The sequence below is a fragment of the Blastococcus sp. SYSU DS1024 genome (assembly GCF_054050795.1).
Map to the genome: position 1 here is coordinate 57,604 of NZ_JBJHAA010000013.1, position 22,480 is coordinate 80,083.

The 22,480-nt window shown below is 74.6% G+C and carries 22 protein-coding genes; 7 read left to right on the top strand and 15 right to left on the bottom strand.

What is annotated here, in order from left to right; all coding sequences use genetic code 11:
- Positions 1 to 3: 3 nt before the first annotated feature.
- Genes mdh through ACI79S_RS13305 form a run of 3 tightly spaced genes read right to left on the bottom strand, consistent with a single transcriptional unit; the run spans position 4 to position 2,178 of the window.
- Complete coding sequence (gene mdh, locus ACI79S_RS13295; protein ID WP_456593914.1) at positions 4 to 957, bottom strand: malate dehydrogenase; 954 nt, start codon at positions 955 to 957, stop codon at positions 4 to 6.
- Between the two features lie 48 nt (positions 958 to 1,005).
- Complete coding sequence (locus ACI79S_RS13300; RefSeq protein ID WP_456593915.1) at positions 1,006 to 1,305, bottom strand: DUF3017 domain-containing protein; 300 nt, start codon at positions 1,303 to 1,305, stop codon at positions 1,006 to 1,008.
- A 3-nt stretch (positions 1,306 to 1,308) separates the two neighbouring features.
- Complete coding sequence (locus ACI79S_RS13305; protein WP_456593916.1) at positions 1,309 to 2,178, bottom strand: bifunctional methylenetetrahydrofolate dehydrogenase/methenyltetrahydrofolate cyclohydrolase; 870 nt, start codon at positions 2,176 to 2,178, stop codon at positions 1,309 to 1,311.
- A 98-nt stretch (positions 2,179 to 2,276) separates the two neighbouring features.
- Here ACI79S_RS13305 and ACI79S_RS13310 point away from each other — a divergent pair, with 98 nt between their 5' ends.
- Entirely contained in the window at positions 2,277 to 2,801 is a 525-nt protein-coding gene (locus ACI79S_RS13310; protein ID WP_456593917.1) for a hypothetical protein, read from the top strand.
- Here ACI79S_RS13310 and ACI79S_RS13315 read toward each other — a convergent pair.
- The 9 genes from ACI79S_RS13315 to ACI79S_RS13355 form a co-directional block, all read right to left on the bottom strand.
- The gene (locus ACI79S_RS13315) at positions 2,798 to 3,430 is read right to left on the bottom strand and encodes a pentapeptide repeat-containing protein (protein ID WP_456593918.1); all 633 of its coding nucleotides are present in this window, start codon (positions 3,428 to 3,430) and stop codon (positions 2,798 to 2,800) included. The two genes, ACI79S_RS13310 and ACI79S_RS13315, sit on opposite strands and share 4 nt — an antisense overlap.
- Positions 3,431 to 3,438: 8 nt before the next feature.
- Positions 3,439 to 4,989, bottom strand: coding sequence for a bifunctional phosphoribosylaminoimidazolecarboxamide formyltransferase/IMP cyclohydrolase (purH, locus tag ACI79S_RS13320; RefSeq protein WP_456593919.1), 1,551 nt, complete (start codon positions 4,987 to 4,989; stop codon positions 3,439 to 3,441).
- Entirely contained in the window at positions 4,989 to 5,612 is a 624-nt protein-coding gene (gene purN, locus ACI79S_RS13325; protein ID WP_456593920.1) for a phosphoribosylglycinamide formyltransferase, read from the bottom strand. The genes purH and purN overlap by 1 nt, the downstream gene beginning before the upstream one ends.
- 74 nt (positions 5,613 to 5,686) lie before the next feature.
- Positions 5,687 to 6,883 (bottom strand): cell division protein PerM, encoded by a 1,197-nt coding sequence (locus tag ACI79S_RS13330; protein WP_456593921.1) that lies wholly within the window; start codon positions 6,881 to 6,883, stop codon positions 5,687 to 5,689.
- An 86-nt stretch (positions 6,884 to 6,969) separates the two neighbouring features.
- Positions 6,970 to 8,115, bottom strand: coding sequence for a hypothetical protein (locus tag ACI79S_RS13335; protein WP_456593922.1), 1,146 nt, complete (start codon positions 8,113 to 8,115; stop codon positions 6,970 to 6,972).
- A 150-nt stretch (positions 8,116 to 8,265) separates the two neighbouring features.
- The gene (sucD, locus tag ACI79S_RS13340; RefSeq protein ID WP_456593923.1) at positions 8,266 to 9,144 is read right to left on the bottom strand and encodes a succinate--CoA ligase subunit alpha; all 879 of its coding nucleotides are present in this window, start codon (positions 9,142 to 9,144) and stop codon (positions 8,266 to 8,268) included.
- A gap of 31 nt (positions 9,145 to 9,175) precedes the next feature.
- Complete coding sequence (sucC, locus tag ACI79S_RS13345) at positions 9,176 to 10,339, bottom strand: ADP-forming succinate--CoA ligase subunit beta (protein WP_456593924.1); 1,164 nt, start codon at positions 10,337 to 10,339, stop codon at positions 9,176 to 9,178.
- Between the two features lie 124 nt (positions 10,340 to 10,463).
- Positions 10,464 to 10,874 carry a cobalamin B12-binding domain-containing protein gene (locus tag ACI79S_RS13350; RefSeq protein WP_456593925.1) on the bottom strand — a complete coding sequence of 137 codons (411 nt, stop codon included), beginning with the start codon at positions 10,872 to 10,874 and terminating at the stop codon, positions 10,464 to 10,466.
- Between the two features lie 43 nt (positions 10,875 to 10,917).
- Entirely contained in the window at positions 10,918 to 11,829 is a 912-nt protein-coding gene (locus ACI79S_RS13355) for a hypothetical protein (protein ID WP_456593926.1), read from the bottom strand.
- Between the two features lie 290 nt (positions 11,830 to 12,119).
- Here ACI79S_RS13355 and ACI79S_RS13360 point away from each other — a divergent pair, with 290 nt between their 5' ends.
- Positions 12,120 to 13,013, top strand: coding sequence for an esterase/lipase family protein (locus ACI79S_RS13360; protein ID WP_456593927.1), 894 nt, complete (start codon positions 12,120 to 12,122; stop codon positions 13,011 to 13,013).
- A gap of 267 nt (positions 13,014 to 13,280) precedes the next feature.
- Complete coding sequence (locus ACI79S_RS13365) at positions 13,281 to 14,066, top strand: M23 family metallopeptidase (RefSeq protein WP_456593928.1); 786 nt, start codon at positions 13,281 to 13,283, stop codon at positions 14,064 to 14,066.
- A gap of 311 nt (positions 14,067 to 14,377) precedes the next feature.
- On the opposite strand, the gene pcrA is transcribed toward ACI79S_RS13365, so the two are convergent.
- Positions 14,378 to 16,678, bottom strand: a complete 2,301-nt coding sequence (gene pcrA, locus ACI79S_RS13370) for a DNA helicase PcrA (RefSeq protein ID WP_456593929.1) — start codon at positions 16,676 to 16,678, stop codon at positions 14,378 to 14,380.
- A 273-nt stretch (positions 16,679 to 16,951) separates the two neighbouring features.
- On the opposite strand from pcrA, the gene ACI79S_RS13375 reads away from it, so the two are divergent.
- Positions 16,952 to 17,248, top strand: a complete 297-nt coding sequence (locus tag ACI79S_RS13375) for a chorismate mutase (RefSeq protein WP_456593930.1) — start codon at positions 16,952 to 16,954, stop codon at positions 17,246 to 17,248.
- Between the two features lie 57 nt (positions 17,249 to 17,305).
- Here the strand turns inward: ACI79S_RS13375 and ACI79S_RS13380 are convergent, their stop codons facing one another.
- On the bottom strand, positions 17,306 to 17,599 hold the full coding sequence (locus tag ACI79S_RS13380) for a hypothetical protein (protein WP_456593931.1): 294 nt from the start codon (positions 17,597 to 17,599) through the stop codon (positions 17,306 to 17,308).
- A gap of 60 nt (positions 17,600 to 17,659) precedes the next feature.
- Between ACI79S_RS13380 and ACI79S_RS13385 the strand changes: the two genes are divergently transcribed.
- The 3 genes from ACI79S_RS13385 (at position 17,660) to ACI79S_RS13395 (ending at position 21,082) form a co-directional block, all read left to right on the top strand.
- Complete coding sequence (locus ACI79S_RS13385) at positions 17,660 to 18,394, top strand: PIG-L deacetylase family protein (protein ID WP_456593932.1); 735 nt, start codon at positions 17,660 to 17,662, stop codon at positions 18,392 to 18,394.
- Between the two features lie 4 nt (positions 18,395 to 18,398).
- On the top strand, positions 18,399 to 19,598 hold the full coding sequence (locus tag ACI79S_RS13390) for a serine hydrolase domain-containing protein (RefSeq protein WP_456593933.1): 1,200 nt from the start codon (positions 18,399 to 18,401) through the stop codon (positions 19,596 to 19,598).
- Between the two features lie 107 nt (positions 19,599 to 19,705).
- Positions 19,706 to 21,082, top strand: a complete 1,377-nt coding sequence (locus ACI79S_RS13395) for an acetamidase/formamidase family protein (protein WP_456593934.1) — start codon at positions 19,706 to 19,708, stop codon at positions 21,080 to 21,082.
- Between the two features lie 25 nt (positions 21,083 to 21,107).
- On the opposite strand, the gene ACI79S_RS13400 is transcribed toward ACI79S_RS13395, so the two are convergent.
- A complete protein-coding gene (locus ACI79S_RS13400) occupies positions 21,108 to 22,451 on the bottom strand; it encodes a short-chain fatty acid transporter (protein WP_456593935.1) in 1,344 nt (447 codons plus the stop codon).
- Positions 22,452 to 22,480: the final 29 nt, after the last annotated feature.

Genomic DNA, 22,480 nt, shown 5'->3' on the forward strand with positions numbered 1-22,480 from the left:
TCTTCAGAGGTCGGCTACGTCGGCCTGCTTGGCGCGCACTGCTTCGGCCGCCTCGCGCAGCCCCGCCACTTCGCTGTCGGCCAGGTCGCTCTCGACGACCCGCCGGACGCCGTCCCGGCCGATCTCGGCCTCCACCCCCAGGTACACCCCGGAGATGCCGTACTCGCCGTCGACCCAGGCGCACACCGGCATGACGGCGCCGGAGTCCTCCATGACCGCCCGCGCCATGCGGGCGGCAGCGGCGGAGGGAGCGTAGTAGGCCGACCCCGTCTTGAGCAGCGCCACCACCTCGGCCCCACCGTTGCGCGTCCGCTGGACGAGGTGCTCGATGCGGTCCGGCGCCATCACCTCGGCCAGCGGCTTGCCGTCGACCGTGCACCGGGACGGCACCGGGACCATGGTGTCGCCGTGCGAGCCCAGGGTCAGGGTCCGCACCGAGGAGACCGGGACACCGAGCTCCTCGGCGACGTTGTTGGTGAAGCGGGCCGTGTCGAGCATGCCGGCCTGCCCCATGACCCGCTGCTTCGGGAAGCCGGTCGCCAGCTGCGCCAGCGCGGTCATCTCGTCCAGCGGGTTGGAGACGACGATGACGACGGCGTCGGGCGAGGTGCGCGCGATGTTCTCCGAGACCTGGCGGACGATGCCCGCGTTGGTCTCGATCAGGTCCATCCGGCTCATGCCGGGCTTGCGCGGCAGGCCGGCGGTGACGACGACGACGTCGGAGCCCTCGGTGCCCTCGTAGGAGCCGCCGCCGACGCCCACCACCTCGGTCTCGAACCCCTCGATCGGGCGCGACTGGTTCATGTCCAGCGCGAGCCCCTCGGGCTTGCCTTCCACGATGTCGGTGAGGACGACGGTCTCGAAGACGTCGTACTCGGCCAGTCGCAGTGCGGTGGTGGAGCCGTAGAAACCGGCACCGACCACGGTGACCTTGCCGTTCCTGGGCTGCTTCGCCATGGTCGCCAACCTAGCGCTGCCCGGTGCCTCGCGCCGCCCCGGGTGCGCTCACGTGCCCGGGATCGCCAGGGCGACGGCGACGAGCGCGATCCCCGTCCCCGCCAGGAGGACGACGTCGACCGCCCGGCTGCGGACCGCGAGGAAGCCCACCCGCCGGACCGGCAGGAGCAGCCGCAGCATCGCCGCGCCCACCAGGGACGTCCCGACCACCACCAGCCCCCAGCGCCAGTGCTCGAAGGTGACCAGCAGCAGCCCGGTCCCCACCGCCACCAGCACCGCCAGCAGCGGCAGCTGCCGCAGCAGCCCCGCGAGGAAGGGCCGGCGGACGTAGAGCGGCGGGCGGCTCACGGATCAGGCCGACAGCGCCTCGAGCGCCGCTGCCTGCTCGGCGGCGAGCACCACGTTCTGCAGCAGCATCGCCCGGGTCATCGGCCCCACTCCGCCCGGGTTGGGCGCCACGTGCCCGGCGACCTCGACGACGTCACGGGCCACGTCTCCGGCGATCTTGCCGTCCACGCGGCTGACGCCCACGTCCAGGACGGCGGCCCCCGGCTTGACCATGTCGGCGGTGATCAGGTCGGGCACCCCGGCGGCGGCGACCACGACGTCGGCGGAGCGCACGTGCGCGGCGAGGTCCCGGGTGCCGGTGTGGCACAGGGTCACCGTGGCGTTCTCCGTCCGCCGGGTGAGCAGGAGCCCGAGCGGCCGCCCCACCGTGATGCCGCGGCCGATGACGACGACCTCTGCGCCGGCGATCGGCACGTCGTAGCGGCGCAGCAGCTCGACGATGCCCACCGGCGTGCAGGGCAGTGGCCCGGCGACGTTCAGCACCAGCCGGCCGAGGTTCACCGGGTGGAGGCCGTCGGCGTCCTTGGCCGGGTCCATCGCCTCGAGGACCCGGCTCTCCTCGATGCCCGCGGGCAGCGGCAGCTGGACGATGTAGCCGGTGCACCCGGGGTCGGCGTTGAGCTCCTCGACGACGGCCAGCACGTCGGCCTCCGTGGCGGTCGCCGGCAGCTCGCGCTGGATGCTGGCGATGCCGACCTGGGCGCAGTCGGAGTGCTTGGCGTTCACGTACCAGCGGCTGCCGGGGTCGTCCCCCACCAGCAGGGTGCCGAGGCCGGGCCGGTGCCCGGCCGCGGTCAGAGCGGCCACCCGCTCGGTGAGCTCGGCGCGGATCGCCGCCGCGGTGGCCTTGCCGTCCAGGATCGTCGCGGGCACGCCGACAGTCTGCCGGAGAGGGTGCCGCCCACGTCGGCGCGGGCCTAGGGTCGGCACCGGCGGGGCGTCGGTGCCCCGGCGACCTGCGGAGGTGCGCGATGACCGAGCGCTACCAGCCCCCCACCGGCGCGAGCGCGTCGTCGGGGGCCGGGCCGGCGACCACGCCGGCGTACTCCGACCGCCCGGTGGCCTTCCGCGGGCCGGAGAGCCTGGGCGGGCTGCTGCTGATCCTCGCCGGGATCGCCGCCGCCGTCAGCCTGCCGCTGGACTGGCTGCGCGACCGCGACGCCAGCGGCTGGGCGCTGGTGCGGGACGCGTTCGACGACCTGGGTCAGGTGTTCGACGACGGCGGCTGGCAGCCGCTGGCCATCGTGCTCGGTGGCGGCCTGCTGCTGCTCCTGGGCATCGCCCTGTGGCTGCCCGCCCGCAGCCACCGGTTCGTCGGCGCGGTGGCGCTGGTGGTGAGCGGCATCGTGACCGCCGCCGTGCTCGTCCCGCTGGTCGACGCCGGCTGGGACGTCGGCTCCTTCGGCCCGGGCTTCTGGTGCGGCATCGCCGTCGCCGTCCTGGGCCTGCTCGGCTCGCTCAAGGCCGTGCTGACCGGCCCCCGGTACCCGCGCTAGCTCTCGACCCGCGCACCGTGGGCGGCGGCGAACTGCACCGCCTGGGCCAGGTCGAGGCGCACGCCGGTGAGGTCGAAGGCGCGCCAGTTGATCCCGTCGGTCGACGCGCCACGCAGGTCGGTCCCGCGCAGCTTGGTGCCCTGCAGCCGGGCCCGGTCGAGGACGGCGCGGGTGAGGTCGCACTCGCGCAGGTCGGCGTCGGTCAGGTCGGCCTCGCGGAACCGCTGACCGGACAGGTCGAGCCCGGAGAGGTCCGCACCGCGCAGCGCGGCGTAGCTCCAGTCGCAGTCGGTCACCGTCATCGGGCGCAGGTGCGCACCCGGGAACTGCGATCCGGTGAGCTTGCAGCCGTCCCAGGCGACGTCGATCAGGGTGGCGCGGTCGAACCGGCAGGAGAGGAACGCCGACCCGGAGTGCCGCGCGCCCGCCATGCGCACCCCGGTCAGCACGCACTCCTCGAACACGCAGCGCCGCGTGACCAGCTCCTCCAGCCCGGCGTCGTCGAACCGGCACCGGACGAAGGTGACGCCGTCGAGCTCGGCGCCCCACCAGTCGACCCGGGCGAAGTCCTCGTCCTCGACGACCGCACCGGCCTCCGGCGGGCCGACGTGCGGCCGTGCGCTGATCACGCGGGCTCTCAGTGGGCGAAGTGGCGGGTGCCGGTCAGGTACAGCGGCACGCCGGCCGCCGCGGCGGCGGCGACGACCTCCTCGTCGCGCACCGACCCGCCGGGCTGGACGACGGCCCGCACGCCGGCGTCCAGCAGCACCTGCAACCCGTCGGCGAACGGGAAGAACGCGTCGGAGGCGGCGACCGCGCCGGCGGCCCGCTCCCCGGCCCGGCTGACCGCCAGGCGCGCGGAGTCGACCCGGTTGACCTGGCCCATGCCCACGCCGACGGTGGCCCGGTCGTGGGCGAGCAGGATCGCGTTGCTCTTGACCGCGCGCACCGCCCGCCAGGCGAAGACGAGGTCGTCGAGGCCCGCGGCGTCCAGCGGCTCGCCGGTCGCCAGCGTCCAGGTGGTCGGGTCGTCGCCGGTGGCGTCGATGCGGTCCCGCGTCTGCAGCAGCAGCCCGCCGCCGATCGGGCGCGACTCGACGCCGGTGTCGGGCAGGTGCGGCAGCCGCAGCAGCCGGATGTTCTTCTTCCCCGTCAGCACCGCGACGGCGTCGTCCGTGAACGACGGCGCGACCACCACCTCGGTGAACACCTCGGCCACCTGCTCGGCCATCGTGAGGTCGACCTCGCGGTTGGCCGCGATGACGCCGCCGAAGGCCGACACCGGGTCGCAGGCGTGCGCCTTGCGGTGCGCGGCGGCGATGTCGGCGCCGACGGCGATGCCGCAGGGGTTGGCGTGCTTGATGATCGCCACGCACGGCTCGTCGTGGTCGTGGGCGGCCCGCCAGGCGGCGTCGGTGTCGACGTAGTTGTTGTAGGACATCTCCTTGCCGTGCAGCTGCTCGGCGTGCGCCAGCCCCGGCCGGTCCGAGCGGTACAGCGCGGCGGCCTGGTGCGGGTTCTCGCCGTAGCGGAGCACGGCGGCGCGCTCCCAGTTCCCGCCGACCCACGCCGGGAAGCCGGTCTCGTCGTCGGGGGCGAGCACGCTGCCCATCCAGGAGGCCACGGCGACGTCGTAGGAGGCGGTGTGCCGGAACGCGGCGGCGGCGAGCCGCTGCCGCTCGGCCAGGGTGAAGCCGCCGGCGGAGACCGCGGCGAGCACGTCGCCGTAGCGCGCCGGGTCGACCACGACGGCCACCGACGGGTGGTTCTTGGCCGCGGCGCGCACCATGGCCGGGCCGCCGATGTCGATCTGCTCGACGCACTCGTCGGGGGCTGCGCCCGAGGCGACGGTCTCGGTGAACGGGTAGAGGTTCACGACCACGAGGTCGAACGCCGCGACGCCGAGCTCCTCCAGCTGCGCGACGTGCTCGGGCCTGCGCCGGTCGGCGAGGATGCCGGCGTGCACGGCGGGGTGCAGGGTCTTGACCCGGCCGTCGAGGCACTCGGGGAACCCGGTGACCTGCTCGACGGGGGTGACCGGCACCCCGGCGTCGGCGATCCGCCGCGCGGTCGCGCCGGTGCTGACCAGCTCGACTCCGGCCGCGGCCAGGCCGCGGGCCAGCTCCTCGACGCCGGACTTGTCGTAGACGCCCAGCAGGGCGCGGCGGATCGGGGTGCGGTCGCTCATCAGGTGCTCTTCCTCGTCCGGTGCGGGGTGGTCGGGGGTGCGGCGGCGAACGCCGCCACCGTCTCAACCAGGAGCTGGCGCTCCACGGCCTTGATCCGTTCGTGCAGCGTCGCCTCGTCGTCCCCGGGCAGCACCGGCACCTCGCGCTGGGCCAGCACCGGGCCGGTGTCGACGCCGGCGTCGACCAGGTGCACGGTCGACCCGGTCGTCGCCACCCCCGCCGCCAGGGCGTCACGCACCGCGTGGGCCCCGGGGAAGGCCGGCAGCAGCGCCGGATGGGTGTTGATCAGCCGGCCCTCGAACTCGGCGAGCACTGCGGGGCCGACGATCCTCATGAACCCGGCCGACACGACCAGGTCCGGCCCGAACCCGGCGATCCGCTCGGCCAGCGCGCGGTCCCAGGCGGCGCGGTCGGGATGGTCGCCGAGCGCGCAGACGAACGTGGGCAGCCCGCGCCGGCGGGCGTGCTCCAGCCCGGGGGCGTTCCGGTCGGCGCCGACGGCGACCACGGCGGCCGGGTAGGCGGGGTCGTCGGTGGCGTCGAGCAGCGCGGCGCACAGCGACCCGGTGCCGGACAGCAGGACGACGACCCGTGCCCGGGCAGGAGGCTCGTCGGCGGGCACGGCGTCGACCCTATAAGGACCCCGTCGTCCTCCCGCCTCGCAGGCTCGGCGCGAGCCTCTCGACGGGGCCGCTTTCAGCCCAGCGCCCGCCAGCGGGTCACCGCGCCGGCGAGCGCCGCGGCGATCCCGGCTTGCGCGGCCAGCGCGATGCCGGTGGCCACGGGCGGGGCGCCGACCACCGCGAGCGCGCCGTCGCCGAGCGCACCGCCGGCGGCCCAGGCGAGCACCCCGGTGACCAGCCCGAGCAGCGAACCGGCCAGCAGACCGGCCAGCCCGGCGATCACCGAACCGCCGTCCCGGTCGGTGAACCAGCGGCCCACGGTGCTGCCGGCCACCAGCCCCGCGACGGCGGGGATCGCCTGCGACACGAAGGCGACCAGCGGCACCGCCTGCGTGTCCGGCAGCGCCGCGAGCAGCGGGAGGGCGGGCACGCTGCCCAGCGTGACGCCGTGCACCGACACGAGCGTGCCGGTGCCCACGGAGAAGCCGGGGCCCGCCGCCAGCCCGAGGACGGCGATCCCCGCGTTCGGCAGGTAGAGCGCGCTCAGCCCCAGCAGCCCGACGGCGCCCGCGCCCGCCCCGCCGAGCGCGCGCGAGAGCGCCGCGTAGCCGCCCGCGTCGCTGGCGAGCGCCACGGCGACGACCACGAGGGACAGCGCCAGCGCGGCGAGCAACCCGGCGAGCACTCCGCGGAGGACAGGGCGGACGACACCCGGCAACCGGTCCAGCCCGGCGTCGAGCAGCCCGGATTCCCGCCCCGCGCCCCACCCGACGGCGACCAGGGTCAGACCGGCGGGGACCGCCAGCGTGCGCGGCCAGCCGATCCCCGCCGTCGCGTCGTCCACGACCAGCGCCAGCAGCCAGGTGACCGCGAGGTGCACGAGCACGACCAGGGACGCCGCGCGGACCACCGCCGGGGCCGACGTCTCGTCGTCCAGGACCCGAACGGCCACCCGCCCGGCCCACCAGAGGCCACGGGCGGCCAGCAGGGTCAGCAGCAGGGGGGCCAGCACCAGCGAGCCCGAGGCCGGCCGGAGCTCGGCCCCGTGGGCGAGCAGCCACAGCCGGGTGGCGAGGGATGCCGATCCACCCGCCGACATGCCACCGGCCGGATCCAGCGCCTGCACGACCACCAGCGCCAGCCAGAGGCCGGCCACCCCGGCGGCCGTGACGGCGGCCGCGGCGAGGGCTGCCAGGACCGCCGGCGGCGCAGGTCGCCCGGTGGACCCGTCGTCCCGCCGGAAGGGCAGGCGTGCGAGCAGGGGGACCACCCCTCCACTCTCGCAAGCCGCTCCTGCGGATGTCCGCCGCACGCGCCGGAGCCGGCCGTCCCGGGAGGGGCGCGCCGGTTCGCCGATCAGGTATCCGTGCCGGGACGCTCGCTCTGCGTAGTGCCCGGGGCCTCGCCCGAGGCGGTCGACCCCCCGGGCCCGCCGGATCCCGCGGCCGGGCCCTGCTCCGCGCCGGGGTGCGATGGCCACGGCGGGGGTGCCTGCTGCGCCGGGTAGGGGTAGGGCCCCGTCCCGTACGGCGCGTAGGGGTACGGCTGCCCGGGGCCCGGGCCGGCCCACTGCCCGCCGGGGTGCGGGGTGGCCGGCCGCGCCGGCCGTTCGCGCAGCTCGCGCCGCAGGGCCACCACCGCGAACGCGGTGACGGCGGCCGCGGCCAGGAAGCCCAGCAGCGCCCAGAACGAGAAGGCGTACCGCAGGGTGTCCAACCACGAGAACAGGGCGAGGACCAGGCCGAGACCGGCCAGGCCGACGGTCACCGCGGAGCGCGGGAAGCTCAGCGTCGTCCGGACGAAGGCCGGCAGGACCGCCCAGGTCGTGGCGAGGAGCAGGAACATGAAAGCGGCGCGGACCATGCCGTCCTCGAACCCGCTGAACGTCACGCCGAAGGTCGCGTCCCCGAACCGCCACCAGGGCAGGAAGGCGACGAGCAGGAACAACAGCGTGCCGCCCGCGACGGCGTGGTCGGTCCAGGCCAGCCGCTTGGGATCGAAGGAGAACTCGGCGCCGCCCGGTCGCCGGCCACCCGGGTGCCCGGGGCCGGCGAAGGGTGGCCCGTAGCCGGGAGCCCCGTGGACCGGCTGGCCATAGGGCTGCTGGGGCGCACCGTACGGCGGCTGCCCGTACGGGGGCTGCCCGTACGGGGGCTGGCCGTACTGCTGGCCGTAGGCGGGCTGCCCGTACTGCTGGCCGTACGGGGGCTGGCCGTACGGGGGCTGGCCGTACTGGGCCTGGCCGTACTGCTGGCCGTAGGCGGGCTGCCCGTACTGCTGGCCGTACGGGGGCTGGCCGTACTGGGCCTGGCCGTACTGCTGGCCGTAAGCGGGCTGCCCGTGGGCCTGGCCGCCCTGCGGCTGGTGGTGCGGCCCCTGCTCCCCTCCCTGTGGCGCAGGGTCCGCGGACCGCGGAGCCTCGTGCCCCAGCTCCTCGGGCGGCTGCGCACCCGCGGGAGGTCGGCCACCCTCGGGCGGCTGCGGGGGCTGGCTCGCGGTCACTGGATCTCCTCCGGACGGATCAGGTGCTCGTCGATCGTGGCGGTCGGGGCGCGGCCCGCGCAACGGCTTGCTGCCGCCCGTCGGCACCTCCCGGACGCACCGCTGCCCGGTGACCAGTGCGGTCACCGGGCAGCGTGGCGGCCGGGGAGGTCAGGAGCCGACGATCTCCCGCATGAGCTGCGCGGTCTCCGACGGCGTCTTGCCCACGCGCACACCGGCGGCCTCGAGGGCCTCCTTCTTCGCCTGGGCGGTGCCCGCCGAGCCGGACACGATGGCGCCGGCGTGGCCCATGGTCTTGCCCTCGGGCGCGGTGAAGCCGGCGACGTAGCCGACGACCGGCTTGGTGACGTTGGCCTTGACGAAGTCGGCGGCCCGCTCCTCGGCGTCGCCACCGATCTCACCGATCATCACGATGGCCTCGGTCTCCGGGTCGTCCTGGAACGCCTGGAGCGCGTCGATGTGCGTCGTCCCGATGACCGGGTCGCCGCCGATGCCGATCGCGGTCGAGAAACCGATGTCCCGCAGCTCGTACATCATCTGGTAGGTCAGCGTGCCGGACTTCGACACCAGGCCGATCTTGCCCTGCTTAGTGATGTTGGCCGGGATGATGCCGGCGTTGCTGCGCCCGGGGCTGATCAGGCCGGGGCAGTTCGGGCCGATGATGCGGGTCGAGCCGCCCTGGGCGTGCGCCCAGAAGTAGGTCGAGTCGTGCACCGGGATCCCCTCGGTGATGACCACGGCGAGCCCGATCTGGGCGTCCACGGCCTCGATGACGGCGGCCTTGGCGAACGGCGGCGGCACGAAGATGACGCTGACGTCGGCGCCGGTCTCCTTCATGGCCTCGGCGACGCCGCCGAAGACGGGGACGCTGGTGCCGTCGAAGTCGACCGACTGGCCGGCCTTGCGCGGGTTGACGCCCCCGACGATGGCGGTGCCCGAGGCGAGCATGCGCTGCGTGTGCTTCATGCCCTCGGAGCCGGTCATGCCCTGGACGATGACCTTGCTGTTCTCGTTGAGGAAGATCGACATCTGAGTGGTGTCCTGTCCGGAGTCGGGGCGATCAGGCGGCGGCGAGCTCGGCGGCCCGGCGCGCGGCGCCGTCCATCGTGTCCTCGAGGCTGACCAGCGGGTGGTTGGCCTCGGCGAGGATGCGCCGGCCCTCCTCCACGTTGTTGCCGTCGAGGCGGACCACCAGCGGCTTGGTGGCCTGGTCGCCCAGCTGCTGCAGGGCGGCGACGATGCCGTTGGCGACGGCGTCGCAGGCGGTGATCCCGCCGAAGACGTTGACGAAGACGCTCTTCACGGCCGGGTCGGAGAGGATGATCCCCAGGCCGTTGGCCATGACCTCGGCCGAGGCGCCGCCGCCGATGTCGAGGAAGTTCGCCGGCTTGACGCCGCCGAAGTCCTCACCCGCGTAGGCGACGACGTCGAGGGTGCTCATGACCAGGCCGGCACCGTTGCCGATGATCCCGACCTCGCCCTCGAGCTTGACGTAGTTGAGGTCTTTCTCCTTGGCCGCGGCCTCGAGCGGGTCGGCGGCGGCGGCGTCCTCGAGCGCGGCGTGCTCGGCGTGCCGGAAGCCGGCGTTCTCGTCCAGGGTGACCTTGGCGTCCAGGGCGAGGACGGTGCCGTCGGGCGCCTTGGCGAGCGGGTTGACCTCGACCAGCGTGGCGTCCTCCTTGGCGAAGGTGTCCCACAGCTGGACGGCGATGGCGATCACCTGGTCGCGCACCTCGGCGGGGAAGCCGGCGGCGTCGACGATCTCGGCGGCCTTCTGGCTGTCGACGCCGACCGTGGCGTCGATCGGGATGCGGGCCAGCGCCTCCGGGCGCTCGACGGCGAGCTGCTCGATCTCCACGCCGCCCTCCTTCGAGGCCATGGCCAGGAAGGTGCGGTTGGAGCGGTCGAGCAGGTAGGAGAAGTAGTACTCCTCGGCGATGTCGCTGGCCTGGGCCACCATCACGCGGTGCGTGATGTGGCCCTTGATGTCCAGCCCGAGGATGTCCTGGGCACGCGCCTTGGCGTCCTCGGGGTTGTCGGCGAGCTTGACGCCACCGGCCTTGCCGCGGCCGCCGGTCTTCACCTGCGCCTTGACGACGACGGTCTGCCCGATCTCCCGGGCGATCGCCTCCGCCTGCTCAGGGGTCTCGGCGACGCCGCCGGGGAGCACGGGGACACCGTGCGAGGCCAACAGGTCACGGGCCTGGTACTCGAAGAGATCCACGAAAAGGCACCGTAGACCGCTGGCCACCGGAACGCTGCCCCGGGCGGCGACGAGGGGGGCCCGGCGTGGGCTGCATCACAGGACCGCTCACCCGTTCGCGCTGGTCACCGCGCCGTGGGGCCCCTCAGGCGCCGGCCGGCTCGCCCACGTGGGTGCGCACCCACTCCACGATCTCGGTGGTGGTGGCCCCGGGCGTGAAGATGCCGGTGACGCCGAGCCGCTGGAGCTCGGGCACGTCGTCCTCCGGGATGATGCCGCCACCGAAGACGACGACGTCGTCGACGCCGCGTTCCCGGAGCAGCTCTGCGAGCCGGGCGAAGAGCGTCATGTGGGCGCCGGAGAGGACGGAGAGGCCCACGGCGTCGGCGTCCTCCTGCACGACCGTCTCGACGATCTGCTCGGGCGTCTGGTGCAGGCCGGTGTAGACGACCTCCATCCCGGCGTCGCGCAGTGCCCGTGCGACGACCTTGGCCCCGCGGTCGTGCCCGTCGAGTCCCGGCTTGGCGATGACCACCCGGATGCGTTCGTCCACCACGGCAGGCAGCTTAGGAGCTCCCGGGCCGGCGGAGTGGCGCGGGTCACGCCCCGGTGCGCCGCGCCCGCCAGGTGACCACCGTCAGGCCGAGCAGGCCCAGCCCCGCGGCGAGCAGGCCGATGCCGGGAACGGTCCAGACCAGTTCGTCGGACGAGACGGCGTCCCGCAGGCCCTCCAGCCCCGCGCCGAGCACGGTGACGGCGACGGCGAGCAGCCCCCCGACCGCCCCCAGCCGGGGGCGCAGCGACGGCGCGACGACCGCGCAGAGCAGCAGCGCACCGGCCAGCAGCAGCCCGCCGAGCAGCGCGAGCCCCGGCCGCTCGAGCAGCGCCTGAGGCCCCTCCTGCGTCACGACGACCCGCATGCCGGTCACGGGGTCGATGCGCAGCTCCTGGGGCACGTCGGCCGGCGGCAGCGCCAGGCAGAGGACGGCCACGACCCCCAGCAGCACGGCGGCGCCCGCCAGCACGGAGCGGATCGGCTCCAGCGGTCCGCGGTCCTCCATCACCGTCCGCCCCCAGGCCGCCACGGCGACGGCGCCGGCCAGCACCGTCAGGACGAGCGCGACGACGCCCAGCACCCAGCCGGCGCCGATCTGGACGCCGCTGGTCAGCACCCGCTCACCCGCCAGCACCTCCACGCCGGGCCGGGCCGTCGAACTGCTCCCCCGGTAGAGCTCGATGAGCAGCTCCCCCACCGACAGCGCACCGGCCACGGCGGCGTAGGCCAGCCCGAACTTCGGGACGGCGCGGCGGAGCAGCGTGACCCCCACCGCCAGGTGGACGGCGGGCACGAGGAGGGTCGCGAGCGCACCGCCGAACCCCCGCACCTGGCGCAGCTCCTCCCCGCCGACGACGAGGTAGGTCGGCACGGCGGCGAGGACACCGGCCAGGCCGGCGACCACGAGCAGCAGTCCGCAGAGCCGCACCGAGGGCGGCACGGCACCGACGACCACCCGGTCCCCGTCGACCGGCGACGGCGTGGTTGCCGACGCCCCCGCGGGTCCTCGGCGGGCGGTGCCCCTGGTCCGGTCGGCCCGGGCGCGATCGTCGCGGGTGGACACGTCTCCCCCTCTGCTGCATGTCACGAACCGGACTCGATCGGCGGCTCGTCGGTGACGTTCGTGTGACGACCGCCACACCCCCGCATTACCGTGCGGTGAACGGAGCACACACACCCGAGCACCGCCGGCCGGCGGGACGGCACGAGCCGTGCTCCGCCGGAGGCTCCAACGGGAGGGCAGCCATGCGCCCATCGAGCGAACTGGACCCCGGTCCAGAGTGGCACACCGCGGACGACGCCGAGGCCACGCCACGGGGGCTGCGCGCGCTCTGCTCGCCCGCCGGGATCGTCGGCGGCCTCACCGAGCTCGCCTGGGTCGGCGCACACGCCCTCCTGTACCCCCTCGGCACCCGGATGGAGCAGCTGCGCCCCGACCCGTGCCGGCGGACCGGCGCCCAGCCACCCGTCGCGCGGGCCCTGCTCGCCACCGATCCGCTGTCCGCCCGCACCCCGGTGCTGCTCGTGCACGGGCTGATCGACAACCGCTCGGTCTTCGCCGTCATGCGGCGGAGCCTGCGCCGGCGCGGGTTCGCCGCCGTCTGCTCGTGGAACTACAGCCCCTTCCTCACCGACATCGCGCGCGGCGCCGCGGCCCTGGGCGAGCACATCGAGCGGATCTGCGAGCAGACCGGCTACGACCGGGTGCACGTCGTCGGGCACAGCCTCGGCGGGCTGATCGCCCGCTACCACGTCCAGCGGCAGGGTGGCGATCGCCGGGTCGGCACGCTCGTGACCCTCGGCACGCCCCACCGGGGCTCGATCCTGGCCCACGCACTGCCCACGCCGCTGGTGCGCCAGTTGCGCCCCGGATCGCCGCTGCTGCGGGAGCTGGACCACCCGGCGCCGACCTGCCGGACCCGTGTCACCGCCGTGTACAGCGACCTGGACCAGGTGGTGCTGCCCACGCACTCGGCGCGGTGCGACCACCCCGATCTGGGCGCCCGCAACGTGCTGTTCCGGGGCGTGGGGCACATGTCGCTGCCCATCCACCGCGGTGTCCTGGACGAGGTGGCGGCCACCCTCGCCGGCGTCGGCGAACCCGCTGCGCCCGGCGCGCCGGTGGCTGCCGTCGCCTGATCCGCCCGGCCCCGGAGCAGCGGGGCCCGCGCGGCGGAGGCGTGCCGTGTCGACCCGTCGACGAGACGACGTGCACACATCGCGACACGCAGCGTTCGGTGCTTGGTCGCGTACTCACGGATCGTTACGGTCCGATCACGGCGCCGGGATGACCGGCGGACGCCACTGACGGCGTCCTCGCCGTCGTCGCTCCCCCGACGACCGCCCACCGGGCGCTCGCCGGCCAGGTCGTCCGGAAGGTACGCCGTGTCTCGCAGCAGTGCTCAGGTGCTGGAGGGACCACGCGCCGACGTCGCCGTGGTGCCCCGGCCGCGCGCCGCCGTCGAGGGCCCCGTGCGCGCGCCGGCCCCGACGCCGCCCCCCGCCGAGCTCACCACCCCGGCCGAGCCGCGCGCGCGCCGCCGGTTTCCGCACCCGCCGGGCCGTCGCGCCCCCCTCTGGCTCGCCGCCCTCGTCGCCGGCGCCGTGCTCGCCGGGATCCCGGCCGCGACCGGGGACCGCCCGGACGTCTCCGCCTCCGCGTCCGACTACGGCCTCGGCGTCACCACCGAGGTGAGCTTCGCCGGCGGCCTCGAGGGCGCCGACGCCCGGCGCGGCATCACCGAGGCCGAGGCCCAGGCCCGGCTCAGCGAGCTCGCCGCCTCCCGCGCCGCCCGCCAGCCCAAGATCGTGGCTCCGACGCAGGGCACGCTCACCACCTGCTTCTGCCGGCGCTGGGGCACCATGCACTACGGCCTGGACCTGGCGGCGCCGCTCGGCACGCCCATCGTCGCCGCCACCGACGGCGTCGTCGTGCGGGCCGGACGCGCCTCGGGGTACGGCAACGCCGTCTACATCCAGGACGCCGACGGCAACGTGCACATCTACGGGCACATGCGCTACTACAGCGTCTCCGCGGGCGACATCGTCACCGCCGGGGAGCAGATCGCCAAGATCGGCAACGAGGGCCAGTCGACCGGGCCCCACCTGCACTACGAGATCCACCGCGGCGGGATGGACGGGCGTCCGATCGACCCCCGGGCCTGGCTGGCCGACCGCGGGGCGAGCGTCTGACCCGTCGGTCTCCGGGCCACTCAGGTCCGAGCTCGACAGGGGGGCGACGAGCCCCCGGACGTCGGTCGGGCCGGCGTCCTGCGGCGCTTCCCGCTCGCGCGGTCCTGCGGTGCCGGGGGCGTGCACGAACGGCACGTCCAGCCGCTGCACGGAACGTCGAGCCGCGTCATGGCGCGGCTCGACGCCCGGTGGCGCGGCTCGACCCGCATGCCACCACAGCGGGGGGCCTCGGCATGCCGACCCCGGGAGCGGCGCGTCGTCCTCCGGTCGCGGAAGCCTCCGGCCCCCGTTCCTGAGGACCGGCCGGAGCCTTACAGCTTGACGAGGGGGGCGTAGCGGAGGACGAGGCGCTTGATGCCGCCGGAACCGAAGTCGACCGTGGCCTGGGCCTTGTCCCCCACGCCGGTCACCTCCACCACCGTGCCGAGCCCGAAGGCGTCGTGACTGACCCGGTCGCCGACCTCGACGCTGATCACCTGGCGGTTGCCGGCCCCGCCCCGCAGACCACCCGTCGACAGGCCGGTGGCCGCCACCCGCGTCTGCGCCGACCGGTAGCCGGTCGACGGGGCGGGCACCGGGTCGGTGCGCTCCCAGTGGATGGTCTCGGCCGGGATCTCGTCGAGGAACCGGGACGGCGGGTTGTAGGCCGGTTGCCCCCAGCTGGTGCGCACCGTCGCCCGCGAGATGAACAGCCGCTGCCGCGCCCGCGTGATGCCCACGTACGCCAGCCGGCGCTCCTCCTCCAGCTCGCGCGGGTCACCCAGGGCCCGCAGGTGCGGGAAGACGCCGTCCTCCATACCGGTGAGGAAGACGACCGGGAACTCCAGCCCCTTCGCGGTGTGCAGGGTCATCAGCGTGACCACGCCGGCCTCGTCGCCCGAGACGGGGATCTGGTCGGCGTCGGCGACCAGCGAGACCTGCTCGAGGAAGTCGGTGACCGAGCCGCCGGGGTTCGCGGCCTCGAACTCGGCGGCGACCGAGATGAGCTCGTTGAGGTTGTCGACCCGGCCCTCGTCCTGCGGATCGGTGCTGGCCTGCAGCTCCGCGAGGTAGCCGGTGCGGTCGAGGATGCTCTCCAGCAGCGCGGCCGGGCCGGAGCCGGTCTCCACCAGCTGCTCGAACTCCTCGAGCAGCGACACGAACTCCTGCAGCGCCTTGAGCGAGCGGGTGGCCAGGTCGGGCACCTCGGCACAGCGCCGCAGCGCGGTGCCGAACGCGATCCGCTCCCGGTCGGCGAACGACTCGATGCAGGACTCGGCCTTGTCGCCGATGCCGCGCTTGGGCACGTTGATGATCCGGCGCAGGCTGACGACGTCGGCCGGGTTGGCGACCAGCTTCAGGTAGGCCAGCGCGTCGCGGACCTCCTTGCGCTCGTAGAACCGGACCCCGCCGACGACCTTGTACGGCATGCCGACGCGGATGAAGACCTCTTCGAACACGCGGGAGGCGTTGTTCGTGCGGTAGAAGACCGCGATGTCCTTCGGCTGGAACGCGCCTTCGTCGACCAGGGCGTCGATCTGCTCGGCGACCCACGCGGCCTCGTCGTGCTCGTTGTCGGCGACGTAGCCCTCGATCAGCTCGCCGTCGCCGGAGTCGGTCCACAGGTTCTTCGGCCGGCGGCCGGTGTTCTTGGCGATGACCGTGTTCGCGGCCTTGAGGATCCGCTGGGTGGAGCGGTAGTTCTGCTCCAGCAGGATCGTGGTCGCCTGCGGGTAGTCGCGCTCGAACTCGTCGATGTTGCGGATCGTCGCGCCGCGGAACGCGTAGATCGACTGGTCGGCGTCACCGACGACGCACAGCTCGGCCTGCGGCACCGGCCCCTCGCCCGTGCCGGTCAGCTCGCGCACGAGCATGTACTGGGCGTGGTTGGTGTCCTGGTACTCGTCGACCAGCACGTGCCGGAACCGGCGGCGGTAGTGCTCGGCGACGTCCGGGAACGCCTGCAGCAGGTGGACCGTCGTCATGATCAGGTCGTCGAAGTCCATGGCGTGCGCCTCGCGCAGCCGCCGCTGGTAGAGCGTGTACGCCTCCTTCAGCACCTTCTCCGGCGCCGTCTGGGGGCTGAACGACTCCTCGTCGACGAGCTCGTTCTTCAGGTTGGAGACCTGGTTGGACAGGCTGCGGCCGGGATAGCGCTTCGCGTCGAGGTCCAGGTCGCGGGCGACCATCGTCATCAGCCGGATCGAGTCGCCCTGGTCGTAGATCGTGAACGACGACTTCATGCCCAGCTTGGCGGCCTCGGCCCGCAGGATGCGCACGCACATCGAGTGGAAGGTCGACACCCACATCGACCGCGCCCGCGGCCCGACCAGCGCGGCGACCCGCTCCTTCATCTCACCGGCAGCCTTGTTGGTGAAGGTGATCGCCAGGATCTCCCCCGGCTGCACCCCGCGGGCGCCCAGCAGGTAGGCGATCCGGTGGGTGAGCACGCGGGTCTTGCCCGACCCGGCGCCGGCGACGATGAGCAGCGGGCTGCCCTCGTGGACGACGGCGTCGCGCTGCGGGCCGTTGAGCCCCGCCAGCATCCGGTCCAGCTCTCGCCCGAGCGAGCCGGGAGCCGAGCGCTGCAGGGCGGCGGTGCCGGGGAGGGACTGCTGGAGGCTGCTGCTCATGAGACCGCCACTGTAAGCCGGACGGGTGACCGTCCCGACGGGCCCGGGACCAGCCGCACCACCCGCCCCGGGGGCGACCGCGTCCGGCTCCGGCCGCGCGGCTGTGGCAGACTCCCCCTCGTGCTCGCCACGGTCAGCTTTTTCTACGGTCACCGGAGTCCGGTGTCCGTCACCGCTGGCTGAGCACACGCCGCAACTGACGCCCCGGGCCCGAGGAGCCCGGGGCGTTTCTCGTTCTCCGGGTCCCGGTCCCACCAACCCGAAGGACATCCGATGAGCACCCTCACCGCCTCCTCCACCGCCGCCGGCCCGACCGCTCCCGCAGACCCGGCCGAGCGCATCGGTGCGCTCCGCGGCGCGATCGACGCCTGCGACGCCGAGATCATCGAGCTCGTCCGCCGCCGGCTGGAGATCAGCCAGGAGATCGGCGCGCTGCGCGCCGCGTCCGGCGGGACCCGGCTCTCGCTCTCCCGCGAGCAGCAGGTCCTGTCCCGGTTCCGCTCGGCGCTGGGCCCGGACGGCGCCGCGCTGGGCATGATGCTGCTGCGCCAGGGCCGCGGCCGCCTCTGAAGAAGGACCCCGTCCTCCTCACCCCTCGCACGCTCACGGCGAGCCTCTGGACGGGGCCTAGGGGCCGCTGCGCCAGACCTGCGAGTCCTCGTCGCCCATCGCCGCGACCTCGAACACCCGGCCCGGGCAGGCCTCGTTCGCCTCGTCTGCGAGCTGCATGCCCAGCACCAGCGCGGCGTCGAGGTCCGCGGCCTCCCGCTCCGTCGCCACCCGCAGCACCGCGCGGTCGGGTTCCCGCCACAACCGCAGCTCCGGGTCGCCCGGGGCGAGGACGGCCCGGAGCTCGTCGACCCTGGCGTCGTCCAGCGGGGCGGAGGACCGGAGCGCGACCGAGAGCGTGAAAGCGGGCACGCACGGAGTCTGCGCGACCGGCGCCCGGCGCACGCGCCCGGCCCACCTAGGCTCCGCCGGGTGACCTCCCCGCTCCCCACCCCGCCTGCCGAGCACGTCGAGCGCGCCCTCTGCGTGCTCGCCCACCCCGACGACGTCGACTTCGGCAGCGCCGGCACCGTGGCGACCTGGACGGCGGCCGGCACGGAGGTGACCTACCTGATCGTCACCGACGGCGACGCGGGCGGGTTCGACGACACCCCGCGGGAGCAGATGGGACCGCTGCGCCGGGCCGAGCAGGTCGCGGCGGCCGCGGAGGTCGGCGTCACCGACGTCCGCTTCCTCGGCCACCCCGACGGCCGGCTGGAGCTCACCCTCGACCTGCGCCGGGACATCACCCGGGTCATCCGGCAGGTGCGACCCCAGCGGGTGCTGACCAGCTCTCCCGAGCGGTTCTGGGAGCGGATCGGGGCGAGCCACCCCGACCACATGACGGTCGGCGAGTCGACGCTGCGCGCGGTCTACCCCGACGCCCGCAACCCCTTCGCCTTTCCCGAGCTGCTGGCCGACGAGGGGCTGGACGCGTGGAGCGTCGCGGAGGTGTGGCTGGGCGCCAGCCCGCGCGCCGACCACGCCGTCGACGTCACCGACGTGCTCGGCCGGAAGCTGTCGGCGCTCCGGCGCCACGTCACCCAGGTGAGCCACCTGGAGGACCTCGACGGCTTCGTCACCGCCTGGATGCAGCAGACCGCGCAGCGGCTCGGCCTGCCGGCAGGCCGCCTCGCCGAGGCCTTCCACGTGGTGCACACCGCCTGAGGCGATGAGTTCCGGCCCCGCCACCGGTCCACCCCACGTGGACGGTGGGAGAGAGCGTGCGGAACGGGTCGAGGCAGCGGTCACCGGGGCGGTCGCCGCCGGGGAGGTGCCGGGCGCCGCCTGGTGGGTCGGCCGGGACGGTGAGCCGGTCTCCACCGGCGCGGCCGGCGTGCACGTCCCCGGCAGCGACGACGCCGTGCGGCCGGACACCGTGTTCCGCATCGCCTCGACGACCAAGCCGGTCGTCGCCGCGGCGGCGATGTCCCTCGTCGACGAGGGCGTCCTCGCCCTCGACGGACCCGTCGACCCGCTCCTCCCCGAGCTCGCCGGCCGGCAGGTGCTCGTCGACCCCGCCGACGCGGCCGCGGGGACGGTGCCGGCGGAGCGGTCGATCACGCTGCGCGACGTCCTCACCCTCCGGCTGGGTCTCGGCCTGGACTTCACCGCTCCCTGGCCGTCCCCGACGCTGACCGCGCTGGCCGCGGCCGGGCTGCACGTGGGGCCGCCCGCGCCGCAGGTTGCACCCGGACCGGACGAGTGGATCTCCCGCCTCGGCTCGGTGCCGCTGGCCCACCAGCCCGGCAGCCGCTGGCTGTACCACCTGGGCGCGAGCGTGCTCGGCGTCCTCGTGTCGCGTGCCGCGGGACAGCCCCTGCCCTCGGTGCTGGACGAGCGGATCCTCCGTCCGGCGGGCATGCGCAGCACCGGTTTCGGGGTGCCGCCGGCGGCCCGGGACCGGATCGGGCCGCACTGGACGCCCCCGGGGCCCGAGGGGGCGCGGGAGCTGTACGACGCGGCGGACGGCCAGTGGTCGTCGGCGCCCGCGTTCCCCGACGGCGGCGACGGCCTGGTCTCCACGGTCGGCGACCTCGCCGCCTTCGCGCGGGTGCTGGAGACGCGGGGGTGCGCCCCCGGCGGGACGCGGGTGCTGAGCGAGGCGGCGGTCCGCGCCATGACCACCGAGCAGGTCGGCCCGGTGGACGACGAGGGCGGCGGGTGGGGGCTGGGCATCGGCGTCCGCCGCACCGACGAGCCGGGCGGGCGGCACGCCGGCTCCTACGGCTGGGACGGCGGCCTCGGCAGCTCGTGGTGGACCGACCCGGTCACGGGCACGACGGCCGTCCTCCTGACCAACCAGATGTGGGCCTCCCCGCAACCACCGCCGCTGTTCGAGGCCTTCCGGCGGGCGGCGTTCGCCGCGTAGCGCCGGGCGGAACCAGCTCGTAACACGGGGTCACGCCGGCGGCACGCGGATGCAACACCCGGGCCGTAGAACTCCCCCGACGCCCACCGACGGCACCGGGAGAACCCTTGACGACGACCTCGCAGGACCACACCGCACCCGACCCGCAGGAGGCGGCCGAGCGCCTCGAACGGGGGCTCGGCCGCCGCGGGTTCGTGCAGGCCGCCCTGGCCACCGGCGCGCTGCTGGCCGCGGGGGCGGCGACGGCGGGCCCGGCCGCCGCGGCACCCGCGCCGCGCACGCGGCTGCCCCGGGAGGTCCTCCAGCCGGGCAAGGGGCCGATCGACGGCCAGGTCTACCTGCCCTCCCGACCCGACGAGGTGCGGTGGGGCTACCTGCCGCGCACCACCGACACCCCGGTGGCCCGCCTGCGCTCGGGCGGGACGATCACCATCGACACCGTCAGCCACGAAGGGATCCTCGAGGACCAGGGGCGCGACCCGGTGGCCTGGTTCGGCAGCAAGGGGGTGCCCCGGGAGCAGGTGCTCGACGACGCCGTCGCCATCGCGGCGGAGTACGCCCGGCATCCCCGGAACTTCGACGCCGACGGCCCGCACGTGGTCACCGGCCCGGTGCACGTCGAGGGCGCCCGTCCGGGCGACGTCCTCAAGATCGAGCTGCTGACGGCCCTGCCCCGCGTCCCCTACGGCGTCGTCTCCAGCCGGCACGGCAAGGGCGCGCTGTCGGCGGCGTTCGCCGCCACCCCCGGCGACATCACCGCCGCCGAGGTCATGCCCACCACACCCGACGGGCGCGGCACCGGGGACCCGATGAAGTACGGCAACGTCTCCCACTTCACCCCGCTGGCGGCCCGCGGCGGCGTGGTGCGGGCGTCCCTGCCGCGCGGGCCGAAGGGCACGGTCTCCTGGCCGGTCGACCCCTTCGCCGGCCTCATGGCGGTGGCGACGGTCGGGGACGCGACGGCGCTCAACGACCCGCTGGTCAACTCCATCCCGCCCACTGTGGGCGGTGGCAACATCGACGTGAACCTGCTCGGTGTGGGATCGGCCTTCTACGTGCCGGTCGTCGCGCCCGGCGCGCTCTTCTCGGTCGGTGACCCGCACATGTCGATGGGCAGCGGCGAGGTGGCTCTCACCGCCCTCGAGGGCTCGCTGCGCCTCACGTTCCGGCTGACCGTCTGCCGCAAGGACACCTCCGACGCCCCCTCGGTGGCGTTCCGCTACCCGTTCGGGGAGACGCCGGAGTCCTGGCTCCCGATCGGCCTGTCCGACCCCGACGGCGCCCGGTCCGGCCAGGGCAGCGACCTCGACGTCGCCAACCGGCGGGCGGTGGTGCACGCGCTGGACTTCCTGCAGAACGACCTCGGGATGGACCGCGCGGTCGCCTACGCGTACCTGTCCGCCGCGGTCGACTTCGAGGTCTCCCAGGTGGTCGACCGGACCGTCGGCGTGCACGCGGTCATCCCGAAGAGCCACTTCCGCTGACGGCCGTGCTCGGCGGTGGCGCCGCTCAGCCGCCGCCGAGCACGAGCAGGGTGCCGGCGAAGACGATGCCGGTGATCAGGCAGGTGATGGCGGTGAACCCGAAGATGTCCCGGACCCCCAGCCCGGCGACGGCCAGCAGCGGCAGCGCCCAGAACGGCTGGATCATGTTGGTCCACTGGTCGCCGTAGGCGATCGCCATCGTGATGACGGCGGGATCGACGCCGATCGAATCCGCCGCGTCCAGGAAGATCGGCGCCTGGACGGCGAACTGGCCGCCACCGCTGGGCACGAACAGGTTGAGCAGACCGGCCGACAGGAACGCGAACAGCCCCAGGGTGCCGGGGCTGGCGATGTCGGTGAACCAGCTGCTGAGCTGGGCCGCCAGCCCGGAGGCGGTCATCATCCCGATGATCCCGGCGTAGAGCGGGTACTGGAGCAGGACCTCGCCCACCGTCCGCACCGCCCCGCCCACGAGCTCGGCCAGCTCCGCCGGACTGCGCACGATGAGCAGGATCGCGGCGAGGAAGCTCCAGTTGACGATGTCGAGGGTGAGGTCGAAGCCCTCCTGCGCGAGGTAGACCCCCAGGTACCCCAGCAGGGCCAGGCCGGGGATCAGCGTCACCACCCGGGAGGCCTCCATGCGCTCCGCCGGGGTCCCCGGGGCCCTCAGGTCGACCTCCGGGTCCTCCGTGCCCATCCGCTCGGGCACCCCGACGATCCGGTCCGTCCCCTTGGGCGCCATGAGGACGACGGTCCCGATGATGGCCGCGACCGCGATCACGATCGCGATGAGGTTCCAGGGCGAGTAGACCGTCTCGCTGATCGGGATGGTGCGGCCGATCGCCGCCTCCACGAAGCTGCCCGGCGTCGCGGCGGCCAGCGGGCCGGTGGCGCTGTAGCCCATGTGCCAGACGGCGAAGCCGGAGTACGCGCTGGCGACCAGCAGCGGGTAGTGCAGCTGGGTCCCCCGGCGGCGGGCCGCCCGGCCCACCTCGAGGGCGATCACCCCGCCGACCACCAGCCCCAGCCCGAAGCTGATCAGCGAGGCGACGGCCGACACGAGCGCGACGAACGCGTACGCCGCGCGCGGGCTCTTGGGGACGTCGGCGATGCGGGTCAGCCCGGCCTTGACCGGCCGGGTGAGCGCCAGCGTGTAGCCGAGCAGGAGGACGAGGGCCACCTGCGTCATGAAGGCCAGCAGACCGGCCAGGCCGTCGCCCCAGGCCCGGGTCAGCTCGGCCGGGCCGATGTCGCCGAAGACCAGCGCGAGGACCGCGACGATCACGGTCAGGACGACGGCGAAGACGAAGGCCCCTGGCAGGTACCTCTCCACGCCGGCCACGAGCGGGCGCGACAGGGTGCGCAGCACGTAGGAGCTCCTCTCCCCGGGGATGTGGT